The organism is Devosia sp. CAU 1758, from assembly GCF_054482695.1.
Map to the genome: position 1 here is coordinate 198,660 of NZ_JBTLRJ010000003.1, position 26,135 is coordinate 224,794.

Below are 26,135 nucleotides of genomic sequence, written 5' to 3' on the forward strand. Positions count from 1 at the left end.
CAGGGGTGTTTGACGTCCACCACTTCCCCCCGCCGCTAAAATCCCATAACCCTCTCCCATGCCCGAAACCCCGCGTTCATTCCTCGAAATCACCAGCTCGGTTTCCGGCCGCGCCTGGGTGGATCGGCTTGATACAACTCAGGCGCGCACCGCCACCGCGATTGGCCAGCGCATCGGAATCCCCGATATTCTGGCGCGCATCATGGCCGCGCGCGGCGTGGGCCTTGAAGGGGCGGAAAGCTATCTCGAACCCTCCATCCGCAACCTCATGCCGGATCCCTCCACCCTGACCGCAATGGACGAACTGGCCGAGCGCCTGGCCCAGGCCATTGCCGACAACGAGTCCATCGCCTTGTTTGGCGATTATGACGTCGATGGCGCCTGTTCTTGCGCCCTCATGACCCGCTATCTCCGCCATTTCGGCCTCGAACCGCAGGTCCATATCCCCGACCGCATCTTTGAAGGCTATGGTCCCAATATCGCGGCCATGGACAAACTGATCGATGCCGGCGCCTCCCTGATCATCACCCTCGATTGCGGCACCACCAGCGACGGGCCTATCGCTCATGCACGGGGCCGGGGCGCTGATGTGCTGGTCATCGATCACCATCTCAGCGATCACGATCTGCCGCTGGCGACGGCGCTCGTCAATCCCAATCGCCCCGACGACATTTCCGGCCTCGGCTACCTCTGCGCCGCGGGTGTCACCTTCATGGTTCTCGTCGCGATCAACCGTGCTTTGCGTAATCGCGGCGATACCGGTTTGCCGGACCTGCTGAAACTGCTCGATCTGGTTGCACTGGCAACGGTTTGCGACGTGGTTCCGATCACTGGCCTCAACCGCGCCTTTGTGGTGCGGGGCCTCGAAGTGGCGCGGCGCGGCGAAAAACCGGGCCTGTCGGCCCTGGCGCTGGCCGCCCGCGCCAGCGGTCCGCTCAATCCCTATCACCTGGGTTTTCTTATCGGCCCGCGCATCAATGCCGGCGGTCGCATCGGCGATGCAGCGCTCGGTACGCGCCTCCTGGCCCTCGATGATGAACACCAGGCCATGGTCATCGCCGCCCAGCTGGATGAACTCAACAGTGAGCGCCAGCGCATCGAAGTCGAGGCCGTCGAAGAGGCCACGGCGACCGCAGAAGCGGAGATCGGGACCGGGGATGGACCGCCATTGCTGGTCCTTGCCTCGGCCAAATGGCATCCCGGCGTCGTTGGCCTGATTGCAGCGCGCCTGCGCGAACGCTTCGAACGACCCAGCTTTGCCATCGCTCTCAATCCCGATGGCACCGGTACGGGGTCTGGCCGTTCCATGCCAGGTGTCGATCTGGGCAGCGCGGTCATTGAGGCGGTCGAAACCGGCCTCATTCTCAAGGGTGGCGGCCACGCCATGGCGGCGGGTGTCACATTGCGGTCCGGCGATCTGGGGCCATTCCGCGCCTTCCTGGTTGAAAAGCTCGGCTCCAGCGTTGCCAGCGCCCGTGCAGCCTCGGCACTAAAGATCGACGCGGCATTGACCGCCCGCGGCGCCAGCGTCGATCTGTTGCGCAGTCTCGAAAAGGCCGGCCCCTATGGCGCCGGCAATCCCTCGCCGGTCTTCGCTTTTCCCGCTCACCGCGCGCGCTTTCCGCAGATTGTGGGGAAGGGCGGCCATGTTAGTTTCACCCTGGCATCGGACGATGGCGCGAAATTGAAGGCCATTGCCTTTCGCGCCGCCGGCACCGCCCTTGGCGACACCCTGATGCGGGACGGCGACCGGCCACTGCATTTTGCCGGCGGCTTGTCGATCGACCATTACCAGGGCCGCGAGCAGGTCCAGTTCCGTCTCACCGACATTGCCCGCCCGGCGCGCTGAGCACCAGTGGCATCCAAACCGCGCCTCGCTGCGTAGTGGAGAGACATGGGCATTGCGCATGCCGGTGCAGGACGAGTCCGCTTGCATATCCGATTGCGACGGCTAAACTATCCTGCGGTGTCCTGGGGGAGGCGACGCCTCTCCGACAGACATTTCTGACGCTTAGTGTATGGCGACGGGACAATGGCCTGCCGCTGCTTCTTGCGATAGTTGGATCAAGCGGCACAATGACAAAAACAGCCGTCGAACAGACACAGACTGGCACTTCTGCTTGGACACACTTCACCTCGTGGCTCGTAGAGCGAGTGGGTGTCTCCCTGATTGGCAAGCCGCAGCACGGCTCGTTGACTGTCATCTTTCCCAATGGCCGTACCCGCACGGTGGGGCCGGGCAGTGACGGGGAACATGCCACGCTCCGCCTCAACAATTTCCGGGTCATTACCGAGGCCATGCAGCGCGGCACAGTCGGCTTTGCCTCCGCCTACATGAATGGTCACATCGAATCCGATGACCTGACGGCGCTGTTCCGCTTCTTCCTACAGAACCGCGACATGTTCGACGAGGCCAACAAGGGTTTCTTCCGCAAGGCAGCAGGCGACCTGCATTATCACCTGTCGCGCCGCAACACGCTTGAGGGGGCCAAGAAGAACATTGCCGAGCACTATGACCTCGGCAATGATTTCTACGGGCAGTGGCTCGACCCCTCCATGACCTATTCCTCGGCCGTGTTCACCTCGGGTGACCAGAGCCTGGAGGAGGCCCAGCTTGCCAAGTACCGGCGGGTGGCTGACATGGCCGGTATTACCGAGGGGTCGTCCGTTCTGGAGATCGGCTGCGGCTGGGGTGGCTTTGCCGAAACCGTGGCGCGCCTATACAAGGCCAATTTGCGCGGCATCACCCTTTCGGCCGAACAACTCAAGTTCGGCCTCGAGCGCCTCAAGCGGCAGGGGCTGGATGAGTACGCGACGCTGGTCTTCGAGGATTATCGCCATACCCAGGGTCAGTTCGACCATATCGGCTCGATCGAGATGATCGAGGCGGTCGGCGAGGACAACTGGCCCAGCTATTTCCAGACCTTGCATGATCGGCTCAAACCCGGCGGCACCGCCGCCATCCAGGCCATCACCATCCGCGAGGAAGATTTCGACGGCTATCGCAGCGGGCCTGACTTCATCCAGCGCTATATCTTTCCCGGTGGCATGCTGCTGACCAAGAGCGTAATGAAGGAATTCGGGGATCGATATGGCCTGATCCTGGAACAGGTAGAGACCTTTGGCCTCTCTTATGCCCGCACCCTCCGGCTATGGCGGGAGCGCTTCCTGGAACGCTGGCCCATGATCGCCCCGCTCGGCTATGACGATCACTTCAAGCGCAAATGGGTTTATTACCTCTCCTATTGCGAAGCGGGGTTTACCGAGGGCGCCATTGATGTCGGCATCTACCAGTATCGCCGGCCGGCTTGAGGCGACAGAAACCTGATCCAGCATTAACATGACTTGACCAGTCATCTTACGAAGTCTAGGGAACGGGAAATTTCCTGCACCTCGGAAGGCTACGTCATGTTTCGTCCTGCTACGCTTGCCTTGACCCTGCTTGCTGCCACCACTCTTTCGGGCCTTGCACAAGAGTGGAGCTTTGTCGGCGGCGATGGCCAGACCGTCACGCTCGATGAAACCCCGCTGCGGATCATTGCCAGCCAGGACGCTGCGGCCGGCCTGATCCCGCTCGGCATCCGGCCCGTGGGCATTTACGCCGACAGCGCTGTGGCCGATGCCAAGGCCCTTCAGGGGCTGGATTTATCCGGCATAGAGATCATCGGCCAGGCCTGGGGCGAGGTCGACATCGAAAAGGCCGCGGCCCTCGAACCCGATTTGATCGTGGCCGAGTTCTGGCCGCTCGAAACCACCTGGTCCGGCGGCAATGACGTGGTCGCGGCACTCTCGCCGCTGGCGCCGATCACTGGCCCGGAGCAAGGCGCATCCATTCTGACGCTGATTGAGAACTATGAAGACCTGGCTGCGAGCCTTGGCGCAGATCTGTCAGCGCCTGACATCGCTGCCGAGAAGGCGACATTCGAAACAGCGCTCGCCGGTTTCAAGTCGGCAGTGGCCGTCAAGCCAGGGCTGACGGCGCTGGCTGTCTGGGCCGGCACGGATGCGCTTTATGTGGCCGCCACGGCCGGCTCGTCCGAACTCATGGACTTTGCCGCCTGGGGCCTCGAACTCATGGACCCCGAAGTGGCCGACGATCGCGGCTATTGGGAAACGCTCTCCTGGGAAAATGCCGATAAGTACCAGCCTGACCTGATCCTGGTGGACAACCGCTCTGCCGCGACCATGGACACCGCGCTGGCCCAGCCCACATGGACCCTGATGAAGGCCGCTGAAGTCGGCCAGGTCACCGATTGGCCTGCCTTCTGGCTGCGCAATTACGGTGCCTATGCCAGCGAACTCGACAAACTGACCGCAGCGATCAACGCAGCCGATCCTGATCTGGCGCCCTGATGCCAACGATGGCTGAAGCGGTTTCCAACCGAGCACATATTGCAGCCCGGCTCACGCTCGGGCTGCTGCTGCTTGGTGCAGCGCTGGCGGCCATCACCACGCTCTCTCTGGCCACAGGCGCCCGCGCCATTCCGCTCGAAAATGTATGGGCGGCGCTCACGGCCTTCGATCCAAATACGACCGAGCACCGGATCATTTGGGACCTGCGCCTGCCGCGCACAATCGTGGGCCTCATGGTCGGCGCGGCCCTGGGTTTGGCAGGCGCCGTGCTCCAGGGCGCGACCCGCAATCCGCTGGCGGATCCATCCATCCTGGGCATCAATGCCGGCGCCTCCCTGGCCGTCGTGCTGGGCGTTGCCCTGCTCGGCATGAGCCAGTTGACCACCTATGTCTGGCTGGCCTTCGCCGGGGCAGGGGCCGCCATGCTGGTAGTCTATGCTGTGGCCTCGCTGGGCCGCGAAGGGGCGACGCCGATCAAGCTGGCACTGGGCGGCGCCGCCATCACGGCGGTCCTTCACTCCATTATCAACGCCATTCTGCTGACCAGTCCCCGCACCCTCGATGAAGTCCGCTTCTGGCAGGTTGGATCGCTCTCTGGCCGCACCATCGACATCGTCCTCCAGGTTTCACCCTTCCTTGCTATCGGCATGGTGTTGGCCCTAGCAACGGCCCGCCTGCTCGATGGCCTCTCCATGGGCGACGACATGGCCCGCGCCCTCGGGCAGCGCATCGGGCTGTCACGCGGCCTGGCCGGGCTTGCCGCTGTCATCCTGGCCGGAGCCAGCACGGCAGCGGCAGGCCCCATCGCCTTTGTCGGTCTCTCCGTGCCCCATGTCGCCCGCGCCATCACCGGCCCGAGCTACCGCTGGATATTGCCCTATTCCATGCTGATGGCGCCTATCCTGCTGCTTGGTGCCGATGTGCTCGGACGCATCATCTCACCGCCCGGCGAGGTGCAGGTCGGCATTGTCACGGCCTTTATCGGTGCGCCGTTCTTCATCGCGCTGGTGCGCCGTCGCAAGTTGGCCGCGCTATGACCCCGACAGTCGACTCTACGGCCATCGCTTCTGTCCGTCATGCTGCCGCCCAACGCCGCAGGGCCGTCGCAACTTGGCTGGTCGTGGCGCTCTGCGCTGCCTTTGCCCTGGCGCTCTACCTGGGCGATTACCCGGTCCCCATTCCGGGCATCGTGCAGTCGCTGCTCTCTCCCCTGACCGGGCTAGTTGATCGAGGCGTCGATTTCATCGTGCTGCAAGTGCGCCTGCCGCGTGCACTGCTCGCCGTCCTCTCGGGCGCATCATTTGCGCTGGCCGGAATCACTTTCCAAACGCTTCTGCGCAACCCCTTGGCCAGCCCAGATATTATCGCCATCGCCCATGGGGCCAGCGCCGCAGCGGTGTTTTGCATTATCATCCTAGGCTGGTCGGGCCTTGCCGTGTCATTCGGCGCCTTCGCTGGCGCCCTGCTGACGGCCCTGGCCATCTACCTGCTTGCCTGGCGCAATGGCGTCACTGCCTTTCGCGTCGTGCTGATCGGCATCGGCATGGCGGCGATGCTGGCGGCGGTGATTTCCTATCTCTTCACCCGCGCCCGCCTTACCGAGGTGCAGCAGGCCATGGCCTGGCTGGTGGGAAGCCTCAACGCCTCGCGCCCGGGAGATTTCCTTGTGCTGGGCGGCGCCATGCTGGTGCTTGTGCCGCTTATGATCGCCCTGCTGCGTGGCCTTGATGCCTTGGAACTGGGCGATGATACGGCGCGTGCGCTGGGGGCGAGAGTTGAAACCACACGCTTGGGCCTCATGCTGGTGGCCGTCGGCTTTTCGGCCTTTGCCACTGCCGCTGTCGGCCCGGTCGGCTTTGTCGCTTTCGTTTCTGGCCCTCTGGCCCGCAGCCTGCTCCGGGGATCCGGGCGCGGCTTTTTCCACGCCAGCCTGGTTGGCGCTCTGGTCATGCTGGTCTCCGACCTTGTGGCGCAGCATCTGCTGCCATCCGTGCAACTGCCCGTGGGCGTCGTCACGGGTGCCTGCGGGGCCTTGCTCCTGATATGGCTGCTGATGGCTTCCGGCCGCTCTGGCAGCGTCAACTGATCGAAGAGTTCGAACCATGTCCGCACAGCACCTGCTCCTCGCCGCCGGACTCGACCTTGCCTATGGCGATCGACAGATTGTCTCGGCGTTGGACCTGTCTCTGCCGCCGGGCAAGCTGACGGTGATCGTCGGGGCCAATGCCTGCGGCAAGTCCACCCTGCTGCGCGGGCTCGCGCGCTTGCTGCCGCCCTCGCGCGGCGCTGTCTATCTCGATGGCAAGCCCATCCACCAATTGCCCACGCGCGACGTGGCAACTGTCTTGGGCGTGCTGCCACAAAGCCCGATTGCGCCGGATGCCATTTCAGTGGCCGATCTGGTGGGTCGTGGCAGATACCCGCATCAGGGTTGGTTCCGCCGCTGGACGCCCCAGGATGACGCTGCTGTCGCCGAGGCGCTGGCGGTTACGGATACTTCAGAGCTGGCCGACCGTCCGGTGGACGAACTGTCCGGCGGCCAGCGCCAGCGCGTCTGGATTGCCATGGCCCTGGCACAGGAAACCGACCTGCTGCTGCTCGACGAGCCGACCACCTTCCTCGACATCAACCACCAGGTCGAAGTGCTCGATCTCCTGACCGACCTGGTCCGGCAGCGTGGCCGCACGGTCGGGGTCGTGCTCCACGACCTCAACCTCGCCTGTCGATATGCCGACCATATCGTGGCCATGAAGGCGGGCAGGATCGTCGCCGAGGGCCGTCCGGTGGATGTGATGACTGAGGCCGTGGTGGCCGATGTCTTCGGCATGGTCTCGCGGATCGTTGTCGACCCGGTATCCGACACGCCCATGATCGTGCCGATAGGTCGGCATCACGTGGAAAAAGCTCTGGCGTGAGATCAGGCGACGCTCGCGGAGCGCGTTGACGCAGTACGGCTCTGTCAAAGCTAGATTGGTACGCCCAAGGGGAATCGAACCCCTGTTCCCGCCGTGAGAGGGCGGTGTCCTGACCGCTAGACGATGGGCGCGGAGCGAGGAACTCGAAGCTGGCATTTCGCGGCCCCGCCAGCAAGGGAGAATGGTACGCCCTAGGGGAATCGAACCCCTCTCTGCACCGTGAAAGGGTGCCGTCCTAACCGATAGACGAAGGGCGCATCAGCGCGATGGCCGTCGTATAATGGGGTGCCTTTGATTGTGCAACCCCGTTTGCATTGAACCTGTGAGGTTTTTTTCGGCGCTCCGACTTATCAACAGCCCGAGAAGGTTACCGGACGCCGATAGCCGCGGGGACGGTCCCGCACATCCACATGGATGAAGCTGCGGCCCGGATAGCAACCCAGCCCGCCGACCCCGTCCACGCCCATGGCAAAGGCGATCAGCTCCTGCTTGGACACGCCCGGAATGTAGAAGTCCGCCGCCATGCACTTGGTATGATAGGAATTGTCGGCGCCGCTAACCGAAGCATTGTGGAAGGCGTTCCGGAACCCCGAACTCATCACCACTTTCCGGCCGAAGCGCCCCTCGAATTCCCATATCACGAAGCGCAGCTTGGGTGAGATGCAGAGCGCATTGACATTGCCCGAGCTGACATAGGTGCCCCAGTCCTGCTTCAGCCCCGAATAGCCCGGGCCGCCGCCACTGGCGAACATGGCCATGGGCAGGCACCCGGCAAGCACCAGGGTGGTGACAAGGACAATGGCGAGCGAACGAAGCAGACGGGGCATGGCGACTTTCCCGTGGCGTGTCGCGTGATCGCAACAGGCAATGGGTCATGGGGTTCAGTCGCTAAAATTAGAGCGGTTTCGCTAACCTCGCGCTAAGGGGCAGGGTTAGCGAAACCTTAAGGCTGTCAGGGGCTTACCAGCTGCCGGTATTGGGCATGGAGGCCCAGGGTTCCTGCTGGGGCAGATGCCCATCCTGGATCAGTTCGATAGAAATGCCGTCGGGCGAGCGGACAAAGGCCATGTGGCCGTCCCGCGGCGGGCGATTAATGGTGACACCCATGTCCGAGAGGTGCTGGCACAGCGCGTAGATGTCCTGAACCCGATAGGCGAGATGACCGAAATTGCGCCCGCCGGCATAGGGCTGGGGATCGGGGTCCCAATTATAGGTCAATTCGACTTCGCCGCCCTGGTCACCTGGAGCCCGCAGGAAGATCAGGGTGAATCGGCCCTTCTCATTATCGGTGCGGCGCACCTCCTCGAGACCGAGGCCGTCGCGGTAGAATCGGAGGCTTTCCTCGACATCGGTGACACGCACCATGGTATGCAGATATTTCAAGTCTCGTCTCCTTATTGATGGCGATTGCGCATGGCCTAACAAGCCATAGGCCCTGCCGCAAGAATAGCGCGCGGGAGCTGTCAACAAAATCGCAACACCTTCTTAACTTTTGCCATTGAATCGGCCAGACTGATTTGGTCTTGTGAGGAGTACCCGCGTGCGGCGGGCGAGTGAGAAGGCGTTTGGAATATGGGGGCGAAGGGCAACGGCGATGACGGTGAAGCCGTCAACCTGACTGATTCAGGAGCCAGTCTGCGCGACGAACACGCGCCGGGCGGGGTGCATTCAACTGCCGATGCCATCGAAATTGCAGGCAGCATCAAGTGGTTCGATGCCGGCAAGGGCTTTGGTTTCATTGTCCCCGACAACGGCATGGCCGATGTGCTGCTGCATGTGACCTGCCTGCGCCGCGACGGCTACCAGACGGCCTATGAAGGCGCTCGAATCGTGGTGGAGGCGCTCAACCGGCCCGGCGGCCTGCAGGCTTTCCGGGTCGTCTCCATGGACGAATCGACGGCGCGACACCCTTCGCAGATGCCCGCGCCGCGCACCCATGTGGTAGTCGAGGCGACCTCGGGCATGGTGCGGCTGGAAGTGAAGTGGTTCAACCGCATTCGCGGTTTCGGCTTCCTCTCGGCGGGCGAGGGTGCTCCCGACGTTTTCGTGCACATGGAAACGCTGCGTCGCTTTGGCATCACCGAATTGCGCCCCGGCCAGTATGTGCTGGTGCGCTACGGCCAGGGCCCAAAGGGCCTCATGGTTGCCGAAATTCGGCCGGATGGTTGGGGCGATGCACCCTCGTCGCACTGAAGGCACCGATATCATGCGTATTATTGGTCAATCCGGCGCCGCACTGCTGCGTCCGGCGCAACTTGTGCTGGCGGCACTGGTGCTTCTCGCCAGCCTCACCCTGGCGGCGTGCAGCGACGAGTCACGTCTGACGATCAAGAGCGCCGGGGGCGATCACGACTTTGCCGTAGAGGTCGTCGACACCCCGGAAACGCGGGCGAAGGGCCTGATGTATGTTCAGGAACTGGCTGCCGACGCCGGCATGCTGTTCGATTTCCAGCAAGAGCGTCCGGTCTCTTTCTGGATGCGCAACACGTATATCCCGCTCGACTTGCTGTTCATCGAGGCGGACGGGACCATCCTCAATATCCATGAGAACGCCCGCCCGCATGACACGACGTCCATACCGTCAGCCGGGCCGGTGCAGTTCGTGCTGGAAATCCCAGGAGGGCGCTCGACCGAGCTGGGCATTGCCGCCGGCGATCAAGTCGAGCATGCGCGGATCACAGCCGCGCAATAACCATGCAGTCGATCACGGCCCAGAGGTGCAGGCTGGCCCCCGCCACCACGAATACGTGCCAAAGCGCGTTCTGGAACTTCAGCTTTTCCCACAGGTGGAAGACGATACCGGCCGAATAGGTGACGCCGCCGGCCAGCAGCAGCCACAGCGTCGACGGTGGCAACGCCTGGCCGAGCTTCTGGAACACCAGAATACCGCTCCAGCCGATGGCGAGATAAAGGATGATGGCGACACGCCCGAAGCGCTGCGGCACGATCAGTTTGAGGGCCACGCCCACCAGCGACGTGCCCCAGACAAAGCTCATCATGATAATGCCGGCCGATGTTCCCCCGAGCACAGCCAGGAACGGGGTATAGGACCCGGCAATGAACAGGAAAATTGCCGCCTGGTCGAGGCGTGCCAGATGATGCTTGATAGGCGACACAGGCCAAATGTTGAAAGCCAGCGAGACCCCCAGCACGACGATGAGCGTCGCGACATAGACAATCAGGGCAGGGAAGGCTTCGGGGGCAGTGTGCAATAACGCAAATGTTAACAGGATAGAGCCCGCACCGACTGCAACAACAAGACCCAGTATGTGGATGGCGGCGTCAGCCACCAATTCGGCCTTTGAATATGATCGGCGTTGGTAGAGCCCGGCTGTTCCGGGGCGCTTGGCGGCTGAAAACATCATTCCTTCTCCTTGCCGCCATGGTGTGGCGTTGGTGTGACCAAGACCTTTCGTCAGGCTCACAATCGCCGACAGCGTAAAGCGCTCCCAAATTATTCTAGTGAACAACGCATTTCTGCCCGGAACCGCCGCTTGACGGGTAACGCTGGCGTTACTTTAAACGCAGCCATGACGCGCAAACCAAAGCCACCGACCGCTATCTATTCCGCTCTGGCCGACGCCACGCGATGCCGTATCGTGGAAATCCTGCTGGACGGGCCGATGCCCGTCCATACGCTTGCCGATGCCTTCTCCATCAGCCGACCGGCGATTTCACGACATCTGCGGGTGCTCAAGACGGCCGGGCTTGTCGCCGAGGTTAAAAAGGGGAGGGAAAACCTCTACGCCCTGCGCACAGCCAGGACGAACAGCGCCATTGTCTGGCTGGAGACTATAAGCTCGCGCAAGGCACAGATGGTGGAAAGTGCGGCGGAGCCGACACCACAGCCGCAGCCTGTAGCAGCGCCCAAGCCACATCGCACCCGTCCGGAGCCGTTTCTGGCGCCACCGGTCGCGAACACCCTCGCTGAACCAGGCCTGCCAATTGCCAAGCCGATGCCGGCCCCAAAGGCGGCGCCGGTCAACCAGATGGGCTTTGATTTCTGATAGGTTAGAGCAGCGGCGCGGGCAGGGGGTCGATCAGGGATCGCTCAATGCCCTCGGGTTCGAAGGCCACATTGATGGCCCGCTCGAAATCGGCAGCGGTCCACATGATCTGTGCCGGCGCCAGCCGGGCCTCGACCGCTCCCAGTGCCGCCCTGGCACCTAGCGCGAAGGGCCGGATAGCGTGGCCGATCACCTGCGACGCCGCCTGGGCCGCCCCGATATCTTTGCGCTGGTCGCCTACATACCAGATGACGTCGCTGCTCCGCAGCTCGCGGCCGATGCCGCTGAGCGCAGCAACCACCGAATCCGGCCAGGGCTTGCCCCGTGCCACGTCTTCCCGAAAAACTGCCGCGCTGAAATACTGCCTGAGGCCGAAAGTCTCCAGCACATCATGGCCATAGCCCCGGCCGAGGCCATTGCTGACCACACCCAGGGTGACGCCTTCGCGTTTCAGCCGTTCCAGCACCCCACGCATGGTCTCGCAAGGCACCAGCATCTGATCAACGCTTTTACGGCGGACCGTGTGGATGGCCTTGTGCACGAGCAATTTCGGCGCCGTAGCGGTCACATTGCGGCTGCGTCGGGCCAGCCGGAACCGAGCGACCAGACGACCGCCCCGATGTGAGTAATCGTCAAGGAGCTCCAGCATCTGCAGCACGCGCGGATTAACGTGATGCACCAATGTTCCATCGAGATCAAAGAGCACGATGGTCGGTCGGTTTGCAGTATCAGCCAGTGGATCAACCCCCGTTGGTCGGCGTAAATTGACCCAATTCGCCACCACGTACAACCCTGAACGGTACGGGCTCTCTGCATCGCGGGGCGGGTAAGCGACGTGCGCCCGATGTCATGGACGCAGAGGTCATGGGAAAAGATTGGCGATCCCGACAGGATTCGAACCTGTGACCAACAGCTTAGAAGGCTGCTGCTCTATCCAGCTGAGCTACGGGACCGAACGGCGCCTGTTTAGCGCATTTTCGCGTGAAGGCCATACCCCCTGTGCCGCCTCTAGCCAGTCACATCCTTGCCTGGCCGCCCCGTGCTTTCGCGTACGATGAGATCGGAGTTGAGGACCATGCGCAATTGACCGCGCTGCTCGTCGATGTCTTCGAGAATGTCGATCAACGTTTCTGCGGCCATGCGACCAAGCATTTCGCGCGGTTGACGCATGGTAGTGAGGGGCGGCGCATAATGGGCGGCGACACCCAGATCGTCGAATCCGACGACCGAGATGTCACGCGGACAGATGATTCCGCACTGCCGCAGGCCCGACAGGAAGCCGATTGCCGATTCGTCATTTGCGGCGAACACTGCGCTAGGCCGCTCCTCGAGAGACATGAAGTGGGCTGCCGCTCCAAATCCGCTCTCCATCTCGAAATTGCCACGGAACAGCCAGTTCTGTCGCACCGGAAGCTCGGCCTCCCGCAGCGCCTTGGAAAAGCCCTCCAGCCGGTCACGGGCCACCATATTGTGCTCCGGCCCAAGCAGATGACCGATTCTCTTGTGGCCCAGATCGATCAGGTGGCGCGTGGCGCGTTCGGCGGCCTGGACATTGTCCGTAAGCACCGTGTGAAAGGCGGAATTGGGGATCTCCTCGCACGCCACCACCAGTGGCACGGAATATGGCGCTGTCGCCAGCGCCTGCAGCGTCGCCGTGTCCAATGATCCATCGAACAGCAACAGCCCGTCGGCACGGTTGGATAGCATATAGTCTTGCAGGCGCCTGGCGGGGGCATGGGTCAGAAATAGATTGGCGACGAGCACGCCGTAACCCCGGTTGGTGGCCTCTCGCTCGATCGCATCCAGGATCGACGAGAAGAAGGAATTGCGAATATCGGGCAGCGCCACAAGGATCGTGCGGGCCGTTCTTTGGCGCAGCGAGCGGGCGGTTTGGTTCGGCGTGTAACCGGTTACACGAATGGCCTCTGAAACGCGCGCGCGCGTCCCTTCGCTGACCCTGTCGGGATACGAGAGGGCGCGGCTGACTGTGGCAGTCGATACGTTTGCAGAACGCGCAACGTCTTGAATTGTCGGCGTTTTTCTAATCTCGGTCATCGCTGGCAGCGCCCCCTCTCGCTGTCAGTTTCCCATTTGATCTAAATCGATCTTGACATGTCCGCAAGGCTTGTATGAAACTCTTGAAATCGATTGCACAACCAATTCGGAACGTGTAGTGCAATCGATTACACGCAGTTGCGGATTGCCCGATTGGAAGGGCGGCCATGCGACTGGTGCATTGCTGGAGCGCATGCTCCTAGTGTTCGTTGGGAGGACAACCTATGAAAAAGTTTGCAGTGGTCGCCGCAATGGCAACCGCTTTCCTTGGCTCCACGTCTGCTTATGCCGTGGATCTCGAAGTAACCCATTGGTGGACGTCGGCTGGTGAAGCTGCGGCTATTGCCGAATTCGCCAAGGTCTTCGAAGAGCAGACCGGCAATACCTGGGTGGATAGCGCCCTTGCCGGTTCGGGCACTGGTGCCAACCCTGTCATCATCAGCCGTATCATCGGCGGCGATCCCATGGGCGCCACCCAGATGAATACCGGCCGTGATGCCGAGGAACTCATCCAGGCCGGCCTGATGCGCGACCTGACTGATGTCGTTGCCGACATGAACATTGAAGGCTTCTACGTCGACGAGAGCCTGCTCGAGCCCTGCCGCTACGAAGGCGGTCTCTACTGTCTGCCTATCAACATCCACTCGTGGGACTGGCTGTGGCTCTCCACCGCTGCCTACGAGAAGATCGGTCAACCCGTGCCGACCAACTGGGACGAGTATGTCGCCTCTTGGCCGGCCCTCGAGGAAGCTGGCATCCTGCCCTTCGGTCTTGCGACCGGTTGGCCGATTTCGGGCGTCCCCGGCGTGCTGATGTCGGGTCTCGGTGGTTCGGACCTCGTTCTCGCCATCAACCGCGACAAGAGCGCCGACGCCGTTCGTGGTCCCGAATTCCGCAAGGTTGCCGAGGCCATGGACTCGCTTCGTCAGGTGATCTCGCCCGACATGATGGTTCCGTCCTTCGGTGATGTGGGCAATCAGCTCCTCGAAGGTACTGCTGCCGGCAACATTCATGGTGACTGGCTGCAGGGCGACCTGCAGGTTGCCGGTGGTGTCCCGGGTGAAGACTATGAGTGTCTGCCGGCTCTCGGCTTGGGTGACCAGCTGACCGGCGGTGGCGACTCGTTCTACTTCCCGGTTCTTCCGGAAGGCACCGATCCGGCCGTGATCCAGGCTCAGGCCGATCTGGCCCGCATCCTGATCTCGCCCGAAGCCCAGTTGAAGTTCAACATGGTCAAAGGCTCCATGCCGATCCGTACCGACATCGACCTCGCTGCCGCCAATCCGTGCATGCAGAAGGCTCTCGGCATGCTCGAAAACGGCCTGCTGCCCTCCGGTGACTTCGCGCTCTCCAGCGACACCCAGCAGCAGATGCAGGATCTCAACATCGAGTTCCTGGACGACGACAGCATCACCGTCGATGACTACATCGAGCGCTATGCCTCGATCATCGAGTCGGCTGACTGATAGTCAGACTGTCTGGATGGGGCTAAGGTCCCATCATTAAAAAGCGGTGGTCGGCCTTGATCGACAAGGTCGACCACTTCCTTATGGAGAGAGACGTAATGGCGGACACAGCCGTTCACACGGGGGCGGGCGCCGGGAATTCCGGTCGACGCGGCTTCCTCAGAAAAACCTTCCTGCACAACATACCCGCCAAAATCGCAGCCCTTCCGATGATGGCCACTGTGCTTATCGTCTTTGTCGGCTGCACGCTGTGGACGATCTACTACTCCTTCACGAATTCGCGACTTCTGCCCAATGGCAAGTTCGTCGGCGTCGAACAGTATGAGCGCCTCTTCGCCACCTCGCGCTGGAATGTCTCGGTCACCAACCTGATCAGCTACGGCGCCATGTCGCTGGTACTGACCCTCGGCCTCGGTTTCCTGCTTGCCGTGCTGATGGACCAGAAGATCCGCTTCGAAAGCGCCTTCCGGACCATAATGCTCTATCCCTTCGCCCTTAGCTTCATCGTGACGGGCCTTGTCTGGCAGTGGGTTATGAACCCCACGCTCGGTCTTCAGGGCACGATGCGGAACCTGGGCTGGGAAAATTTCACCTTCGACTGGATCGCCAACCCGCGCATGGTGCTGTTTGCGCTGCTGATCGCCGGACTCTGGCAGGGCGTGGGCTTCTGCATGGTGCTCATGCTGGCCGGCCTCCGCGGCGTCGATGAGGAAATCTGGAAAGCTGCCCGCGTGGACGGCATTCCCGCCTGGCGGACCTATGTTTCCGTCGTCATTCCCATGATGCGCGGCGTTTTGATAACTGCCGTCGTGCTGATCGGCTCCGGCATTGTGCGGCTGTACGATCTGGTCGTGGCACTGACCAATGGCGGCCCGGGCATCTCGTCGGAAGTACCTGCCAAATACGTCGTCAACTACATGTTCTCGGGCGGCAATATCGGCCAGGCCATGGCCGCCGCCACCATGATGCTGCTGACGGTTCTCATAATCATGGTCCCATGGGCCTATCTTGAATTTGGCGGAAAGGGCCGTCGCACATGAGCCAGACCGCAACCATGACCGGCTCTGCGCCGGCAGAAGGCACCGCCGTCGGTGTGGAGCCGCGCGGGCCGCGTCCCAAGCCGTTCTTCACCCCGCAGAAGATCATTATCTACTCGATCCTGGTGTTCTTCACCCTCTACTTCCTGTTCCCGCTCTATGTGATGGTCGTCACGTCCTTCAAGACGATGCCGGAAATCCGCTTCGGCAACATCTTTGCCCTTCCCAACCAGGTCAATTTCGACGCATGGGCGAAAGCCTGGACCAGCGCCTGCACGGGCCTGAACTGTCAGGGCCTGTCGCCGGGCTTCTGGAATTCGGTGAAGATCACCATTCCCTCGACCATCGTGTCGATCTTTATCGCCGCGGTGAATGGCTACGCGCTGGTCAACTGGCGCTTCAAGGGCTCGGAAATCTTTTTCTCGATCCTGATTTTCGGTTCCTTCATTCCCTACCAGGTGATGCTCTATCCGCTGGTCATGATCACCCGGGAACTCAAGATTTTCGGCACCTTACAGGCCGTCATTCTCATCCACACCATCTTCGGCATGCCGATCCTGACCCTGCTGTTCCGCAACTATTTTGCGTCACTGCCGCAGGAACTGTTCAAGGCGGCACGTGTGGATGGGGCAGGGTTCTGGCGCATCTTCTTCGAGATCATGCTGCCCATGTCGCTGCCGATTTTCGTGGTGGCATTGATCCTGCAGATCACCGGTATCTGGAACGACTTCCTGTTCGGCGTGGTCTTTGCCGGCACGCAGAACTACCCGATGACCGTCCAGCTCAACAATATCGTCAACTCGGCTCAGGGCACGCCTGAATACAACGTCAACATGGCTGCCACCGTGCTGACCGGGCTTGTGCCACTGATCATCTATTTTGTGTCCGGCAAGCTGTTCGTACGCGGCGTCGCCGCCGGCGCCGTGAAGGGATAAATCTCGATGCAACCAAGCGTTTCAATCAAAGACCTCTCGCTCAATTTTGGTAGCGTCAAGGTCCTCGAACACCTCAACCTCGATATCGCGCAGGGCGAATTCATCGTCCTGCTCGGCCCCTCGGGTTGCGGCAAGTCGACTCTGCTCAACTGCATTGCCGGCCTCCTGGACGTCTCGGATGGTCAGATCTTCATCAACGGCAAGAACGTGACCTGGGAAGAGCCCAAGGACCGCGGCATCGGCATGGTGTTCCAGTCCTATGCGCTCTACCCACAGATGAGCGTCGAGCGTAACCTCAGCTTTGGCCTGCGCGTTGCCGGCATGCCCAAGGCGGAAATCGAGAAGCGCGTGAAGCGCGCCTCCGAAATCCTCCAGATCGAGCCGCTGCTCGCCCGCAAGCCGGCCAATCTCTCCGGCGGTCAGCGCCAGCGCGTGGCCATCGGCCGGGCCCTGGTCCGCGATGTGGACGTGTTCCTGTTCGACGAGCCGCTGTCCAATCTGGACGCCAAGCTCCGCTCGGACCTGCGCGTTGAAATCAAGCGCCTGCATCAGCGCCTGAAGAACACTATGATCTACGTGACCCACGACCAGATCGAGGCGCTGACCCTGGCCGATCGCATCGCCATCATGAAGAATGGTGTGATCCAGCAGTTGGCTGACCCGCACACCATCTACAACAAGCCCACCAATCTCTACGTTGCCGGTTTTGTCGGTTCGCCCTCGATGAACTTCTTCGACGGTACGCTGGAGGGTGGCACCTTTGTAACTGCTGACGGCACGAAAATTCCAGTTGGCGGCTATGAGTTCGTTTCGGAAACTGCTGGCTCAACGCCTGCTATTCTCGGAATCCGACCCGAGCACATTTTTGTGGGCGAGCCGGCCGAAGGCATGGTCTTTACGACCGATGCCGAAGTCGAAATCGTTGAGCCCATGGGGTCTGAGACGCTGGCTTGGACCACCATTGCCGGAAAGTCGGTAACCTTCCGTTGCAGTGCGGACGTGCCGCTGGCTGCAGGCGACAAGGTTCGCCTTGGCTTCGACATCGCCCGAGGTTCGCTGTTCGACGCGAAATCTGAAGAACGGCTCTAACGTCTCTAATCGATTGAACGGCGCCCAGGGGCGCCGTTCTGCCGGCTCTCGGCACTCACATTACTTTCGCGGCAGTCGATTTGCCCGGGCGCGGCGACGCCAGCCCGTGACCCGGCTATCACCGGCCGAACGCGACACCGCATTCCATTTTCTCTGACGAGGCCAATCATGGACTTTTCGTATCAGCTCTACAGCGCTCGCAATGAGGCATCCCTGGATGACACCCTCAAGACCCTTTCCACCCTGGGCTATACCCAGGTCGAGGGCTGGGGCGGTCAATTCGCCGATCCTTCCGCTCTGGCACAGAGCCTGAAAAATGCCGGCCTGACCATGCCGACCGCTCATATGGGCTATGCCCAGCTTGAGGACACCGAAGCCGCTCTCAAGATTGCCGACACCGTCGGCATCCAGACGGTTTATTGCCCGGCGCCGCCCTCCGACGATTTCCGCAACGGCACGGGCAATTGGCAGGAATTTGCCGAAGGCCTCGCCCGCATCGCCGCCGCCTTCAAGGCTGCCGGCAAGGGTTTCGGCTATCACAATCACCATTGGGAATTCGCCAAGGACGCCAACGGGAAGACGCCGATGGACCTGATCCTCGACGCATCCCCTGATACCCAGTGGGAAATGGATCTGGCCTGGGTTGTTCGCGCTGATGAAGATCCGATCTTCTGGATCGAAAAGCTGGGCAGCCGCATCACGGCGGTCCACGTCAAGGATATCGCTCCCGCCGGCGAAAAGACCGACGAAGATGGCTGGGCGGACGTCGGCACCGGTACATTGGACTGGCCGCACTTCATCGAGCAGATCAAGGCGAAGACCAAGGCGCGCTACTTCGTGGCCGAACATGACAAGCCGAGCGATGCCATTCGCTTCGCTCGCAATGCGGCGGCCGCACTCAAGGGTTACGGAGTCTGACAATGGCAAAAACCTATGGCGTCGGCATCATGGGTGCCGGCAATATCTCCGCCGCCTATCTGCGCCTCGCGCCCCTGTTCAACGGGATCGAAGTGCGCGCTGTGGCCGATATCCTGCCCGAAGCCGCCCAGAAGCGCGCTGAGGAATTCGGCGTTACCGCCCAGACGCCGGATGAATTGCTCAAGAACAGCGAGATCGACGTGATCGTGAACCTCACGATCCCCTCGACGCACTACAAGGTGTCCTCGGACATCATCTCGGCCGGCAAGCATTCCTATTCGGAAAAGCCCTTTGTGCTGAGCGTGGAAGAGGGCCTGGCCCTCAAGAAGGCGGCCGATGAGCGAGGTCTCAAGGTTGGCTCGGCGCCCGACACCTTCCTGGGTGGCGCCCATCAGCAGGCCCGTGAGATCATCGACTCGGGCAAGCTCGGCAAAATCATGAGCGGCACTACGCATGTGATGAGCCGCGGCATGGAGCACTGGCACCCCAACCCGGACTTCTTCTTCCAGCCCGGTGGCGGCCCGATCCTCGATCTGGGGCCGTATTACATTACCGATCTGGTGCACCTGCTGGGACCAGTCAAGCGCCTCTCGGCTTTCACCAACATGGCCCGCACCGAGCGTCTGGTCACCGCCGAGGGCCCCTATAAGGGCACGAAGGTCAAGGTGGGCACACCCACCACCATCCACGGCGTGCTTGAGTTCCATTCCGGCGCGATCATCACCATCGGCGCCAGCTGGGACGTGGCGGCCCATGGCCACCATAATATCGAGCTCTATGGCACCGATGGCTCGATTTTTGTGCCCGATCCGAACTTCTTCGGTGGTGACTTGGTCACCACCGGCATCGAAGGCATCCGCACGCCGGTTTCGCCCTGGGATCACCCCTTTGGCAAGCCGAACCAGGATCTCGACAAGGAAATCCCGCGCGCCAACTATCGTTGCGCCGGCCTCGCCGACATGATGCTCTCGATCGAGAATGGCCAGAACGCGCGGTGTGGTCTTGATGTCGCTCTGCACGTAGTGGAAGTGATGACAGGCCTGCTCAAGGCTGGTGAGACCGGCGAAGTGCTGACCCTGACAACGACCTGCGAGCGTCCGCTCGCCCTTGGCGTCGAAGAGGCCAGGGCCTTGCTGAAGGCTTGACGAACGTACGTCATTGACAGGTGCCCGGCGCCGGTCAAGATTGCTATCTAACATGTCAGGGCGGCGAGTGATCGCCGCCCGTCATATATGCGGGGTATGACAATCCGCAATTGACTAGACAGGGATCTGCCCCGACTTTGCGGTTGAAGGGCAACTAGAGGAGAGACCACATGGCTACCACGATCAAGGGCCCCGCCATTTTCCTGGCCCAGTTTGCCGGCGACAAGGCGCCGTTCGATACCCTCGACAATATCTGCAAATGGGCCGCTGGCCTTGGCTATAAGGGCGTGCAGATCCCGACCTGGGTATCGAGCTTCATCGATCTCGAAAAAGCCGCCAGTTCCAAGACCTATGCGGACGAGATCAAGGGCGTCGTAAATAGTCACGGTCTGGAAATTACCGAGCTTTCGACCCATCTGCAGGGCCAGCTGGTTGCCGTGCACCCCGCCTATGACGCGGCCTTCGACGGGTTCGCCCCGGCCAGCGTCCACGGCAATCCCAAGGCCCGTCAGGAATGGGCCGTCCAGACGATGATGCATGCCGCCAAGGCATCGCAAAATCTCGGCCTCAATGGCCATGCGACCTTTTCGGGCGCGCTGGCCTGGCCCTATCTCTATCCGTGGCCGCAGCGCCCGGCAGGCCTTGTCGAGGAGGCCTTTGACGAACTGGCCCGCCGCTGGACGCCGATCCTCAACGCCTTCGACGAGGCCGGCGTCGACGTCTGCTACGAAATTCATCCCGGTGAGGACCTGCACGACGGCATTTCCTACGAAATGTTCCTCGAGCGCGTGAACAATCATCCGCGCGCCAACCTGCTCTATGATCCAAGCCACTTCGTGCTGCAGCAGCTCGACTATCTCGACTACATCGACATCTACAAGGATCGCATCAAGGCCTTCCATGTGAAGGATGCCGAGTTCAACCCGACCGGTCGGCAGGGTGTTTATGGCGGCTTCCAGTCCTGGGTGAACCGGGCAGGGCGCTTCCGCTCCATCGGCGATGGCCAAGTCGATTTCCCGGCCATCTTCGCCAAGATGGCTGCCAATGACTTCCAGGGCTGGGCGGTGCTCGAATGGGAATGCGCACTCAAGCACCCCGAGGATGGTGCGCGTGAAGGCGCCCAGCTCATCGACAGCTACATCATCCGCGTGACCGAGAAGGCATTCGATGACTTCGCCAGCGGCGGCACCGACAAGGCGGCCAATCGCAAGATGCTGGGTCTGTCGTAAACGGTCTGATCAGGGAGAGAATAAATGGCTGAAAACGGCGCAAAGCCCATTCGTCTGGGCATGATTGGCGGCGGCACGGGCGCTTTCATTGGCTATGTCCACCGCATCGCGTCCCGCATTGACGGCGATTTCGAACTGGTGGCGGGCGCCCTCTCGTCACGCCCCGAAGTGGCCCGTGAATCGGGCAGGAACCTCGGGCTGGCCGACGATCGCATCTACACCTCCTACGAGGAGATGGCCAAGGCAGAATCGGCTCGTCCCGACGGCGTGCAGGCGGTGTCCATCGTTACGCCAAACCACATGCATTTCGGGCCCACCAAGGCCTTTCTTGAGGCCGGCATCCATGTGATCTGCGACAAGCCGATCACTTCGACCCTGGAAGACGCGCGCAAGCTGCTCGACATCAAGCCAAAGAATGGCGCGAAGTTTCTGCTAACCCATAATTACACGGGCTACCCGCTGATTCGGCAGGCGCGCGAACTCATCGCGTCCGGTGCCCTGGGCAAGATCCGGGTCGTCCACGCCGAATATGCGCAGGATTGGCTGACCGAAGCCGCCGACGAGGACAACAAGCAGGCGGCCTGGCGCACCGATCCGGCGCGTTCCGGGGCCGGCGGTTGCATCGGTGACATCGGTACCCATGCCTATAATTTGGCGCGATTTGTCACCGGTCTGAAGACCGAGGCGGTCTCGGCCGACCTCACTGCTTTCGTGCCGGGTCGTCAGCTTGACGACAATGTCCACATCATGCTGCGCTTCGAGGGTGGGGCCAAGGGCATGCTCTGGGCCAGCCAGGTCGCCGTGGGCAAGGAGAACGGCCTGCAACTTCGCGTCTATGGCGACAAGGGCGGTTTGGAGTGGAGCCAGGAAAATCCGAACTACATGTGGTTCAGCGAGTTCGGAAAACCTCGCCAATTGCTGACGCGCGGTGGCTCGATTTCGGTGCCGCCTGCGGCCTCAATGAATGTGCGCATTCCGGCGGGCCATCCCGAGGGCTATCTCGAAGCTTTCGCCACGCTCTACAGCCAGTTTGCCGCGGTCATCCGGGGCGAAGGCGACGACTACGAGCCGCTGCTGCCCACCATGGCCGATGGCATCGAAGGCATGCAGTTCATCACCGCATCGGTTAAGTCGAGCCAGAACGACAGCAAATGGACGCGCTTCGCAGACGTCTGATCTTCACGACCGGGCGGCGATGAGCCGGCCCAGCCAGCCCAAAAACAAAAGCGCCGCAATAACTTGCGGCGCCAATCCGATTCAAAATGCCAGGAGCGCTCAGTGCGTCCAGGGCGTCTTGCGATCCGAGCGGAAATTGTCCGGGTAGCTGACCTTCTTCGGGGTCGGGTCATGCGCCGGCTGCACCGAGTAGGGAATGCCGTTGCGCTGCGCGTAGGCTTCCGCCTCTTCCTGCGTCTCGAACGACAGCTTGACCTGCTGCTGCGTGTCGGAACTGCTTGTATAACCCATCAGCGGGTCGATGCTGCGGGGCGTTTCCTGCTCGAATACCAATACCCAGCTCTTGGACTTGCCCTTGCCGGACTGCATGGCATTGCGGGCGGGGCGATAGATTCGGGCGGTCATGCAAAGTCCTCAACACGATGCGGGCGATTGGTCGGAGTACAAAGATTCGAACTTTGGACCCCCGGTTCCCAAAACCGGTGCTCTACCAGGCTGAGCTACACTCCGAAATCGCGCCCCTCCGTTAGCCTGTTCGGGAAGAAAGGGCAAGGCCACTTGCGGTTTGCCAACCGACTTGACGCTATTGCGTCGGCCGGAGGACAAGTTCGGTATGTTCGATCTTCAAAAACCTTGGCCACTGGGCCTGGATCGCAAGTCGTGGCCGCTGTTCCTTGTCTCTATCGTCGTCATTCTGGCCTTACTCACCCTGATTGACGAGGCCGCCTCGCGCGGCGCCATCGCCTGGCCCGATGCCTGGCGTGCGCCGTTCTTCTTCATCACCGATTACGGCCTGTCAGACTGGGTGCTTATCCCCAGTCTCGTGCTGATGATTCTGCTGCGCCTCGCCATGTTTCCCATGCGCGGGGTTTGGAGGCGGGCGACGGGCGAATTGGCCATGCTCTCCGCCTTTGTTTTTGTCGGTGTCGGGGTGCCCGGGCTCATGACCAATCTGCTTAAGCGCTTGGTCGGCCGGGGACGTCCCACCGAATACGAGACGGTCGGGGCGTTCGCGTTCCAGAACGTCCTCAATGACTGGACCTTCCAGAGCTTCCCCAGCGGCCACTCGGCCACAGCCGCCGCCATGGCCTTCGTCGCGGGGTTCCTTTGCCCGCCGCTATTCCCGATCCTGCTGGTTGTCGGCATCGTCGTCGCGATCTCGCGCGTGCCGGTGGGCATGCACTATCCAACGGATGTCTTCGCCGGGGTCGTGGTGGGCATGCTGGGCGCCTACCTGATCCGCAATTTTTTCGCCCGCAGGGGATGGCTGTTCACGCAATTGCCCGATGGACGCATGGTCCTCAAGCCGCTCGACGGCCTGAGACAGCTGCTTCAGCGCGCCCGGGCATAGCGCTCCAGCGCCGCCGCCAGGTCGGCCTTGAGGTCCTCGACGCCTTCAAGGCCGACATGCACGCGGAACAGGTTGCCCTTGTCGCTCCAGGGGATGACGGACCGTGCGCCTGAAATGACGACGGGCAGGCAGAGGCTTTCATAGCCGCCCCACGAATAACCCATGGAAAACAGCTGCATCTGGTCGACAAAGGCCGCAACGGCGGCACGGGGCGCCGGCTTCAGCACGAACCCGAAGAGGCTCCCTGAACCGGTGAAGTCGCGCTTCCAGAGGGCATGATCGGGATGGCTCGAGAGAGCAGGGTGCAGCACTGCGCTCACCTCCTCCTGCGCCTCAAGCCAGCCGGCGATCTCAAGCGCCCGATGCTGGTGTTCCTTCATGCGGATGGCGAGGGTCCTGAGGCCACGGGCCACCAGGTAGGCCTCGTCCCCCGAGGAGAAGAAGCCGAGGAGCGCACGCACTCGCTCCACGTCTGCCCATGCCGTCTCGGTGGTGGAAATCGTGCCTGCGAAGGCGTCCGAATGGCCAACAAACATCTTCGTGCCGGAATGCACGACAATGTCGGCCCCGAGCGCCAGCGGCTGGTGGTAGAGCGGGCTGGCCCAGCTATTGTCCACGATCAGCCGCGCGCCGCCGGCATGTGCGGCTGCGGCCAAGGCCGGAATGTCCTGCACCTCGAACGTCAGCGATCCCGGGCTTTCGGCGAGCACTGCGCGCGTATTGGGCCGCATCAAGCCGGACAGGCCGGCTCCGACGCGTGGATCGTAATAGCGCACGCTCACTCCCATGCGCTCCAGGAACCCGTCGGCGAACTTGCGTCCTGGTTCATAGGCGCTGTCGGTGATGAGCACGTCATCGCCCGTCGCGAGACACGACAGGAGCGCGATGGTGATGGCCGCGAGGCCCGACGGCACAAGCTTGGTCCGGTAAGCGCCTTCAAGAGCTGTCACAACCGATTCGACCGATGCTGTGGTCGGGTTTCCGGCACGCCCATAGAGATAGCGTTGCGACTGCGCCTCAAGGTCCGCCAGGGTGTTGAACAGCACCGTGGAGCCCCGATAGACGGGCGTATTCACAAAGCCGAATTGTTGGTCGGGCTTGCGGCCGCCATGGGCCAGCAGGGTTTCCACTGAAAGGTTCGTGTCGGCGCGGCGTGGATCAGACATGGCGTGAAACTGCTCAAAAACGGTTCATGGCGGGCGCTTGGCTAAAAAAGAGACAGAGGTCCTGTCTCAACATGCCTTCTGCCCTTGACGTTAGGGACAATAGAAGGTTGCATGCTTAGCAGCATCCAAACCGCCAGACAAAGGCGGTGGTGCTCTCGGGGCCGCGGCAACTATGGTCGGCTCCGAACACAGGGTCAGGAAACAAAAGGCAAAAAAATGCAAAAAGCGCTTGTATCGATCGCAGTCGCGGCCTCGCTGGGCCTCGGCGCGACGGCTGTTCATGCAGCTACCCTCGATGACGTCAAAGAGAAGGGCTACGTCCAGTGCGGTGTCACCGGCGGCGTGCCAGGCTTCTCAGCACCTGATGCCAACAACAACTGGACGGGCTTGGAGGTTGACTTCTGCCGCGCTGTTGCAGCAGCAATCTTCGACGACGCTGAAGCCGTCCGCTATACCCCGCTGACCTCGCAGGAGCGTTTTGCTGCTCTGTCCGCCGGTGAAATCGACATCCTGTCGCGCACCACCACCTGGACCATGAGCCGCGATACCGACCTGGGCATCACCTTCGCAGGGGTGATGTACTATGACGGCCAGGGCTTCATGGTGCGCAAGGCTGATGGCATTGCATCGGCCCTCGACCTGTCCGGTGCCGCGATCTGCATCGAGTCCGGTACCACCACCGAACTTAACGCAGCCGACTACTTCGAAACCAATGGCATGGACTATTCGCCAGTTGTGTTCACCGACCAGGACGAAGTGGTGAAGGCCTTCGAAGACGGCCGCTGCGACGTGTACACCACGGATTCCTCGGCTCTCGCCGCCGAGCGTTCCAAGTTCGGCAACCCCGATGATTACGCCATTCTGCCGGAAATCATCTCCAAGGAGCCGCTTGGCCCCTCCGTGCGCCAGGGCGACGACCAGTGGTTCTCCATCGCGCGCTGGGCCTATTATGCTCTGCTTGAGGCCGAAGAACTCGGCGTGACCTCTGCCAATGTCGATGAAATGCTCGGCTCGGACAACCCGGCCATCAAGCGCCTGCTCGGCGTCGAGGGCGACTTCGGTACCCCGATCGGGCTGACCGCAGACTGGGCCTACCGCATCCTCAAACATGTGGGCAATTACGGCGAATCCTATGCCAAGCATGTCGGTCCGGAAACCGATATTGGTCTGGAGCGCGGCCTGAACGCCCTGTGGACCGACGGCGGTCTGCAGTACGCGATGCCAATCCGCTAAGGCGAAACAGTTCTGGCGCCCTCCGGGGCGCCAGTTCGTCGTGGGGCAGGCCTCGGCGGT

At 61.7% G+C, this 26,135-nt stretch carries 26 protein-coding genes and 4 tRNA genes; 19 read left to right on the top strand and 11 right to left on the bottom strand.

The features are described from left to right. Positions 1 to 58: 58 nt before the first annotated feature. From recJ to ACXYMS_RS11100, 6 genes are all read left to right on the top strand, one after another. Positions 59 to 1,849, top strand: a complete 1,791-nt coding sequence (gene recJ / locus ACXYMS_RS11075; RefSeq protein WP_458906291.1) for a single-stranded-DNA-specific exonuclease RecJ — start codon at positions 59 to 61, stop codon at positions 1,847 to 1,849. A gap of 227 nt (positions 1,850 to 2,076) precedes the next feature. Then, a complete protein-coding gene (locus ACXYMS_RS11080; protein WP_458906293.1) occupies positions 2,077 to 3,312 on the top strand; it encodes a class I SAM-dependent methyltransferase in 1,236 nt (411 codons plus the stop codon). 96 nt (positions 3,313 to 3,408) lie between these two features. Then, complete coding sequence (locus tag ACXYMS_RS11085; protein ID WP_458906295.1) at positions 3,409 to 4,353, top strand: ABC transporter substrate-binding protein; 945 nt, start codon at positions 3,409 to 3,411, stop codon at positions 4,351 to 4,353. 8 nt (positions 4,354 to 4,361) lie between these two features. Continuing rightward, positions 4,362 to 5,390: a FecCD family ABC transporter permease gene (locus tag ACXYMS_RS11090; protein ID WP_458906297.1), complete on the top strand. Its 1,029-nt coding sequence runs from the start codon at positions 4,362 to 4,364 to the stop codon at positions 5,388 to 5,390. Beyond that, complete coding sequence (locus tag ACXYMS_RS11095; protein ID WP_458906298.1) at positions 5,387 to 6,439, top strand: FecCD family ABC transporter permease; 1,053 nt, start codon at positions 5,387 to 5,389, stop codon at positions 6,437 to 6,439. The genes ACXYMS_RS11090 and ACXYMS_RS11095 overlap by 4 nt, the downstream gene beginning before the upstream one ends. Positions 6,440 to 6,455: 16 nt before the next feature. Further along, on the top strand, positions 6,456 to 7,268 hold the full coding sequence (locus tag ACXYMS_RS11100; protein WP_458906300.1) for an ABC transporter ATP-binding protein: 813 nt from the start codon (positions 6,456 to 6,458) through the stop codon (positions 7,266 to 7,268). A gap of 56 nt (positions 7,269 to 7,324) precedes the next feature. Here the strand turns inward: ACXYMS_RS11100 and ACXYMS_RS11105 are convergent. The 4 genes from ACXYMS_RS11105 to ACXYMS_RS11120 form a co-directional block, all read right to left on the bottom strand. Continuing rightward, positions 7,325 to 7,399, bottom strand: a tRNA-Glu gene (locus tag ACXYMS_RS11105). Positions 7,400 to 7,450: 51 nt separating this feature from the next. Next, a tRNA-Glu gene (locus ACXYMS_RS11110) sits at positions 7,451 to 7,525 on the bottom strand. Between the two features lie 93 nt (positions 7,526 to 7,618). Beyond that, positions 7,619 to 8,095, bottom strand: a complete 477-nt coding sequence (locus ACXYMS_RS11115) for a YcbK family protein (protein WP_458906302.1) — start codon at positions 8,093 to 8,095, stop codon at positions 7,619 to 7,621. 133 nt (positions 8,096 to 8,228) lie between these two features. Next, positions 8,229 to 8,651, bottom strand: coding sequence for a VOC family protein (locus ACXYMS_RS11120; protein ID WP_458906304.1), 423 nt, complete (start codon positions 8,649 to 8,651; stop codon positions 8,229 to 8,231). A gap of 189 nt (positions 8,652 to 8,840) precedes the next feature. Here ACXYMS_RS11120 and ACXYMS_RS11125 point away from each other — a divergent pair, with 189 nt between their 5' ends. Both ACXYMS_RS11125 and ACXYMS_RS11130 read left to right on the top strand, forming a co-directional pair. After that, positions 8,841 to 9,461 carry a cold-shock protein gene (locus ACXYMS_RS11125; RefSeq protein ID WP_458906306.1) on the top strand — a complete coding sequence of 207 codons (621 nt, stop codon included), beginning with the start codon at positions 8,841 to 8,843 and terminating at the stop codon, positions 9,459 to 9,461. Positions 9,462 to 9,474: 13 nt separating this feature from the next. After that, positions 9,475 to 9,960: a DUF192 domain-containing protein gene (locus ACXYMS_RS11130; protein ID WP_458906307.1), complete on the top strand. Its 486-nt coding sequence runs from the start codon at positions 9,475 to 9,477 to the stop codon at positions 9,958 to 9,960. Here ACXYMS_RS11130 and trhA read toward each other — a convergent pair. Further along, positions 9,944 to 10,633, bottom strand: a complete 690-nt coding sequence (trhA, locus tag ACXYMS_RS11135) for a PAQR family membrane homeostasis protein TrhA (RefSeq protein WP_458906309.1) — start codon at positions 10,631 to 10,633, stop codon at positions 9,944 to 9,946. The two genes, ACXYMS_RS11130 and trhA, sit on opposite strands and share 17 nt — an antisense overlap. Positions 10,634 to 10,798: 165 nt before the next feature. Here trhA and ACXYMS_RS11140 point away from each other — a divergent pair, with 165 nt between their 5' ends. After that, a complete protein-coding gene (locus tag ACXYMS_RS11140; protein ID WP_458906312.1) occupies positions 10,799 to 11,275 on the top strand; it encodes an ArsR/SmtB family transcription factor in 477 nt (158 codons plus the stop codon). A 4-nt stretch (positions 11,276 to 11,279) separates the two neighbouring features. On the opposite strand, the gene ACXYMS_RS11145 is transcribed toward ACXYMS_RS11140, so the two are convergent. The 3 genes from ACXYMS_RS11145 to ACXYMS_RS11155 all read right to left on the bottom strand — a co-directional run bounded on the left by ACXYMS_RS11145 (position 11,280) and on the right by ACXYMS_RS11155 (position 13,330). Then, complete coding sequence (locus ACXYMS_RS11145) at positions 11,280 to 11,981, bottom strand: HAD hydrolase-like protein (RefSeq protein ID WP_458906314.1); 702 nt, start codon at positions 11,979 to 11,981, stop codon at positions 11,280 to 11,282. A 170-nt stretch (positions 11,982 to 12,151) separates the two neighbouring features. Further along, a tRNA-Arg gene (locus ACXYMS_RS11150) sits at positions 12,152 to 12,228 on the bottom strand. A gap of 55 nt (positions 12,229 to 12,283) precedes the next feature. Beyond that, positions 12,284 to 13,330: a LacI family DNA-binding transcriptional regulator gene (locus tag ACXYMS_RS11155; RefSeq protein WP_458906316.1), complete on the bottom strand. Its 1,047-nt coding sequence runs from the start codon at positions 13,328 to 13,330 to the stop codon at positions 12,284 to 12,286. A gap of 224 nt (positions 13,331 to 13,554) precedes the next feature. Between ACXYMS_RS11155 and ACXYMS_RS11160 the strand changes: the two genes are divergently transcribed. The 8 genes from ACXYMS_RS11160 (at position 13,555) to ACXYMS_RS11195 (ending at position 22,325) form a co-directional block, all read left to right on the top strand. Continuing rightward, on the top strand, positions 13,555 to 14,796 hold the full coding sequence (locus tag ACXYMS_RS11160; protein ID WP_458906318.1) for an ABC transporter substrate-binding protein: 1,242 nt from the start codon (positions 13,555 to 13,557) through the stop codon (positions 14,794 to 14,796). A 98-nt stretch (positions 14,797 to 14,894) separates the two neighbouring features. Then, positions 14,895 to 15,836 carry a carbohydrate ABC transporter permease gene (locus ACXYMS_RS11165; RefSeq protein ID WP_458906320.1) on the top strand — a complete coding sequence of 314 codons (942 nt, stop codon included), beginning with the start codon at positions 14,895 to 14,897 and terminating at the stop codon, positions 15,834 to 15,836. Then, positions 15,833 to 16,768 carry a carbohydrate ABC transporter permease gene (locus tag ACXYMS_RS11170; RefSeq protein ID WP_458906321.1) on the top strand — a complete coding sequence of 312 codons (936 nt, stop codon included), beginning with the start codon at positions 15,833 to 15,835 and terminating at the stop codon, positions 16,766 to 16,768. Before ACXYMS_RS11165 ends, ACXYMS_RS11170 begins: the two co-directional genes overlap by 4 nt. Positions 16,769 to 16,774: 6 nt before the next feature. Beyond that, a complete protein-coding gene (locus tag ACXYMS_RS11175; RefSeq protein ID WP_458906323.1) occupies positions 16,775 to 17,857 on the top strand; it encodes an ABC transporter ATP-binding protein in 1,083 nt (360 codons plus the stop codon). Between the two features lie 168 nt (positions 17,858 to 18,025). Beyond that, the gene (locus tag ACXYMS_RS11180) at positions 18,026 to 18,775 is read left to right on the top strand and encodes a sugar phosphate isomerase/epimerase family protein (RefSeq protein WP_458906324.1); all 750 of its coding nucleotides are present in this window, start codon (positions 18,026 to 18,028) and stop codon (positions 18,773 to 18,775) included. Positions 18,776 to 18,777: 2 nt separating this feature from the next. Beyond that, positions 18,778 to 19,920 (top strand): Gfo/Idh/MocA family protein, encoded by a 1,143-nt coding sequence (locus ACXYMS_RS11185; RefSeq protein ID WP_458906326.1) that lies wholly within the window; start codon positions 18,778 to 18,780, stop codon positions 19,918 to 19,920. Positions 19,921 to 20,090: 170 nt separating this feature from the next. Continuing rightward, entirely contained in the window at positions 20,091 to 21,149 is a 1,059-nt protein-coding gene (locus tag ACXYMS_RS11190) for a sugar phosphate isomerase/epimerase family protein (protein ID WP_458906328.1), read from the top strand. A 24-nt stretch (positions 21,150 to 21,173) separates the two neighbouring features. Next, a complete protein-coding gene (locus tag ACXYMS_RS11195) occupies positions 21,174 to 22,325 on the top strand; it encodes a Gfo/Idh/MocA family protein (RefSeq protein WP_458906330.1) in 1,152 nt (383 codons plus the stop codon). Positions 22,326 to 22,424: 99 nt separating this feature from the next. On the opposite strand, the gene ACXYMS_RS11200 is transcribed toward ACXYMS_RS11195, so the two are convergent. Together ACXYMS_RS11200 and ACXYMS_RS11205 are read right to left on the bottom strand one after the other, a co-directional pair. After that, positions 22,425 to 22,730: an ETC complex I subunit gene (locus ACXYMS_RS11200; protein WP_458906331.1), complete on the bottom strand. Its 306-nt coding sequence runs from the start codon at positions 22,728 to 22,730 to the stop codon at positions 22,425 to 22,427. 28 nt (positions 22,731 to 22,758) lie between these two features. After that, positions 22,759 to 22,835 (bottom strand) — tRNA-Pro (locus tag ACXYMS_RS11205). 103 nt (positions 22,836 to 22,938) lie between these two features. Between ACXYMS_RS11205 and ACXYMS_RS11210 the strand changes: the two genes are divergently transcribed. After that, positions 22,939 to 23,676 (top strand): phosphatase PAP2 family protein, encoded by a 738-nt coding sequence (locus ACXYMS_RS11210; protein WP_458906333.1) that lies wholly within the window; start codon positions 22,939 to 22,941, stop codon positions 23,674 to 23,676. On the opposite strand, the gene metC is transcribed toward ACXYMS_RS11210, so the two are convergent. Further along, on the bottom strand, positions 23,658 to 24,842 hold the full coding sequence (gene metC, locus ACXYMS_RS11215; protein WP_458906335.1) for a cystathionine beta-lyase: 1,185 nt from the start codon (positions 24,840 to 24,842) through the stop codon (positions 23,658 to 23,660). The two genes, ACXYMS_RS11210 and metC, sit on opposite strands and share 19 nt — an antisense overlap. 216 nt (positions 24,843 to 25,058) lie before the next feature. Between metC and ACXYMS_RS11220 the strand changes: the two genes are divergently transcribed. Continuing rightward, positions 25,059 to 26,075, top strand: a complete 1,017-nt coding sequence (locus ACXYMS_RS11220) for an amino acid ABC transporter substrate-binding protein (protein WP_458906337.1) — start codon at positions 25,059 to 25,061, stop codon at positions 26,073 to 26,075. The last annotated feature ends 60 nt before the right edge of the window (positions 26,076 to 26,135 follow it).

Excerpts from the sequence above, each read along its gene's own strand:
- ACXYMS_RS11125 (WP_458906306.1), top strand. The coding sequence starts at position 8,841 with ATGGGGGCGAAGGGCAACGGCGATGACGGTGAAGCCGTCAACCTGACT.
- trhA (WP_458906309.1), bottom strand. The coding sequence starts at position 10,633 with ATGATGTTTTCAGCCGCCAAGCGCCCCGGAACAGCCGGGCTCTACCAA.
- ACXYMS_RS11085 (WP_458906295.1), top strand. The coding sequence starts at position 3,409 with ATGTTTCGTCCTGCTACGCTTGCCTTGACCCTGCTTGCTGCCACCACT.
- ACXYMS_RS11200 (WP_458906331.1), bottom strand. The coding sequence starts at position 22,730 with ATGACCGCCCGAATCTATCGCCCCGCCCGCAATGCCATGCAGTCCGGC.
- ACXYMS_RS11165 (WP_458906320.1), top strand. The coding sequence starts at position 14,895 with ATGGCGGACACAGCCGTTCACACGGGGGCGGGCGCCGGGAATTCCGGT.
- ACXYMS_RS11140 (WP_458906312.1), top strand. The coding sequence starts at position 10,799 with ATGACGCGCAAACCAAAGCCACCGACCGCTATCTATTCCGCTCTGGCC.
- ACXYMS_RS11185 (WP_458906326.1), top strand. The coding sequence starts at position 18,778 with ATGGCAAAAACCTATGGCGTCGGCATCATGGGTGCCGGCAATATCTCC.
- ACXYMS_RS11100 (WP_458906300.1), top strand. The coding sequence starts at position 6,456 with ATGTCCGCACAGCACCTGCTCCTCGCCGCCGGACTCGACCTTGCCTAT.
- recJ (WP_458906291.1), top strand. The coding sequence starts at position 59 with ATGCCCGAAACCCCGCGTTCATTCCTCGAAATCACCAGCTCGGTTTCC.
- metC (WP_458906335.1), bottom strand. The coding sequence starts at position 24,842 with ATGTCTGATCCACGCCGCGCCGACACGAACCTTTCAGTGGAAACCCTG.
- ACXYMS_RS11170 (WP_458906321.1), top strand. The coding sequence starts at position 15,833 with ATGAGCCAGACCGCAACCATGACCGGCTCTGCGCCGGCAGAAGGCACC.
- ACXYMS_RS11160 (WP_458906318.1), top strand. The coding sequence starts at position 13,555 with ATGAAAAAGTTTGCAGTGGTCGCCGCAATGGCAACCGCTTTCCTTGGC.
- ACXYMS_RS11220 (WP_458906337.1), top strand. The coding sequence starts at position 25,059 with ATGCAAAAAGCGCTTGTATCGATCGCAGTCGCGGCCTCGCTGGGCCTC.
- ACXYMS_RS11095 (WP_458906298.1), top strand. The coding sequence starts at position 5,387 with ATGACCCCGACAGTCGACTCTACGGCCATCGCTTCTGTCCGTCATGCT.
- ACXYMS_RS11190 (WP_458906328.1), top strand. The coding sequence starts at position 20,091 with ATGGCTACCACGATCAAGGGCCCCGCCATTTTCCTGGCCCAGTTTGCC.
- ACXYMS_RS11210 (WP_458906333.1), top strand. The coding sequence starts at position 22,939 with ATGTTCGATCTTCAAAAACCTTGGCCACTGGGCCTGGATCGCAAGTCG.
- ACXYMS_RS11180 (WP_458906324.1), top strand. The coding sequence starts at position 18,026 with ATGGACTTTTCGTATCAGCTCTACAGCGCTCGCAATGAGGCATCCCTG.
- ACXYMS_RS11090 (WP_458906297.1), top strand. The coding sequence starts at position 4,362 with ATGGCTGAAGCGGTTTCCAACCGAGCACATATTGCAGCCCGGCTCACG.
- ACXYMS_RS11080 (WP_458906293.1), top strand. The coding sequence starts at position 2,077 with ATGACAAAAACAGCCGTCGAACAGACACAGACTGGCACTTCTGCTTGG.
- ACXYMS_RS11130 (WP_458906307.1), top strand. The coding sequence starts at position 9,475 with ATGCGTATTATTGGTCAATCCGGCGCCGCACTGCTGCGTCCGGCGCAA.
- ACXYMS_RS11175 (WP_458906323.1), top strand. The coding sequence starts at position 16,775 with ATGCAACCAAGCGTTTCAATCAAAGACCTCTCGCTCAATTTTGGTAGC.
- ACXYMS_RS11115 (WP_458906302.1), bottom strand. The coding sequence starts at position 8,095 with ATGCCCCGTCTGCTTCGTTCGCTCGCCATTGTCCTTGTCACCACCCTG.
- ACXYMS_RS11155 (WP_458906316.1), bottom strand. The coding sequence starts at position 13,330 with ATGACCGAGATTAGAAAAACGCCGACAATTCAAGACGTTGCGCGTTCT.
- ACXYMS_RS11195 (WP_458906330.1), top strand. The coding sequence starts at position 21,174 with ATGGCTGAAAACGGCGCAAAGCCCATTCGTCTGGGCATGATTGGCGGC.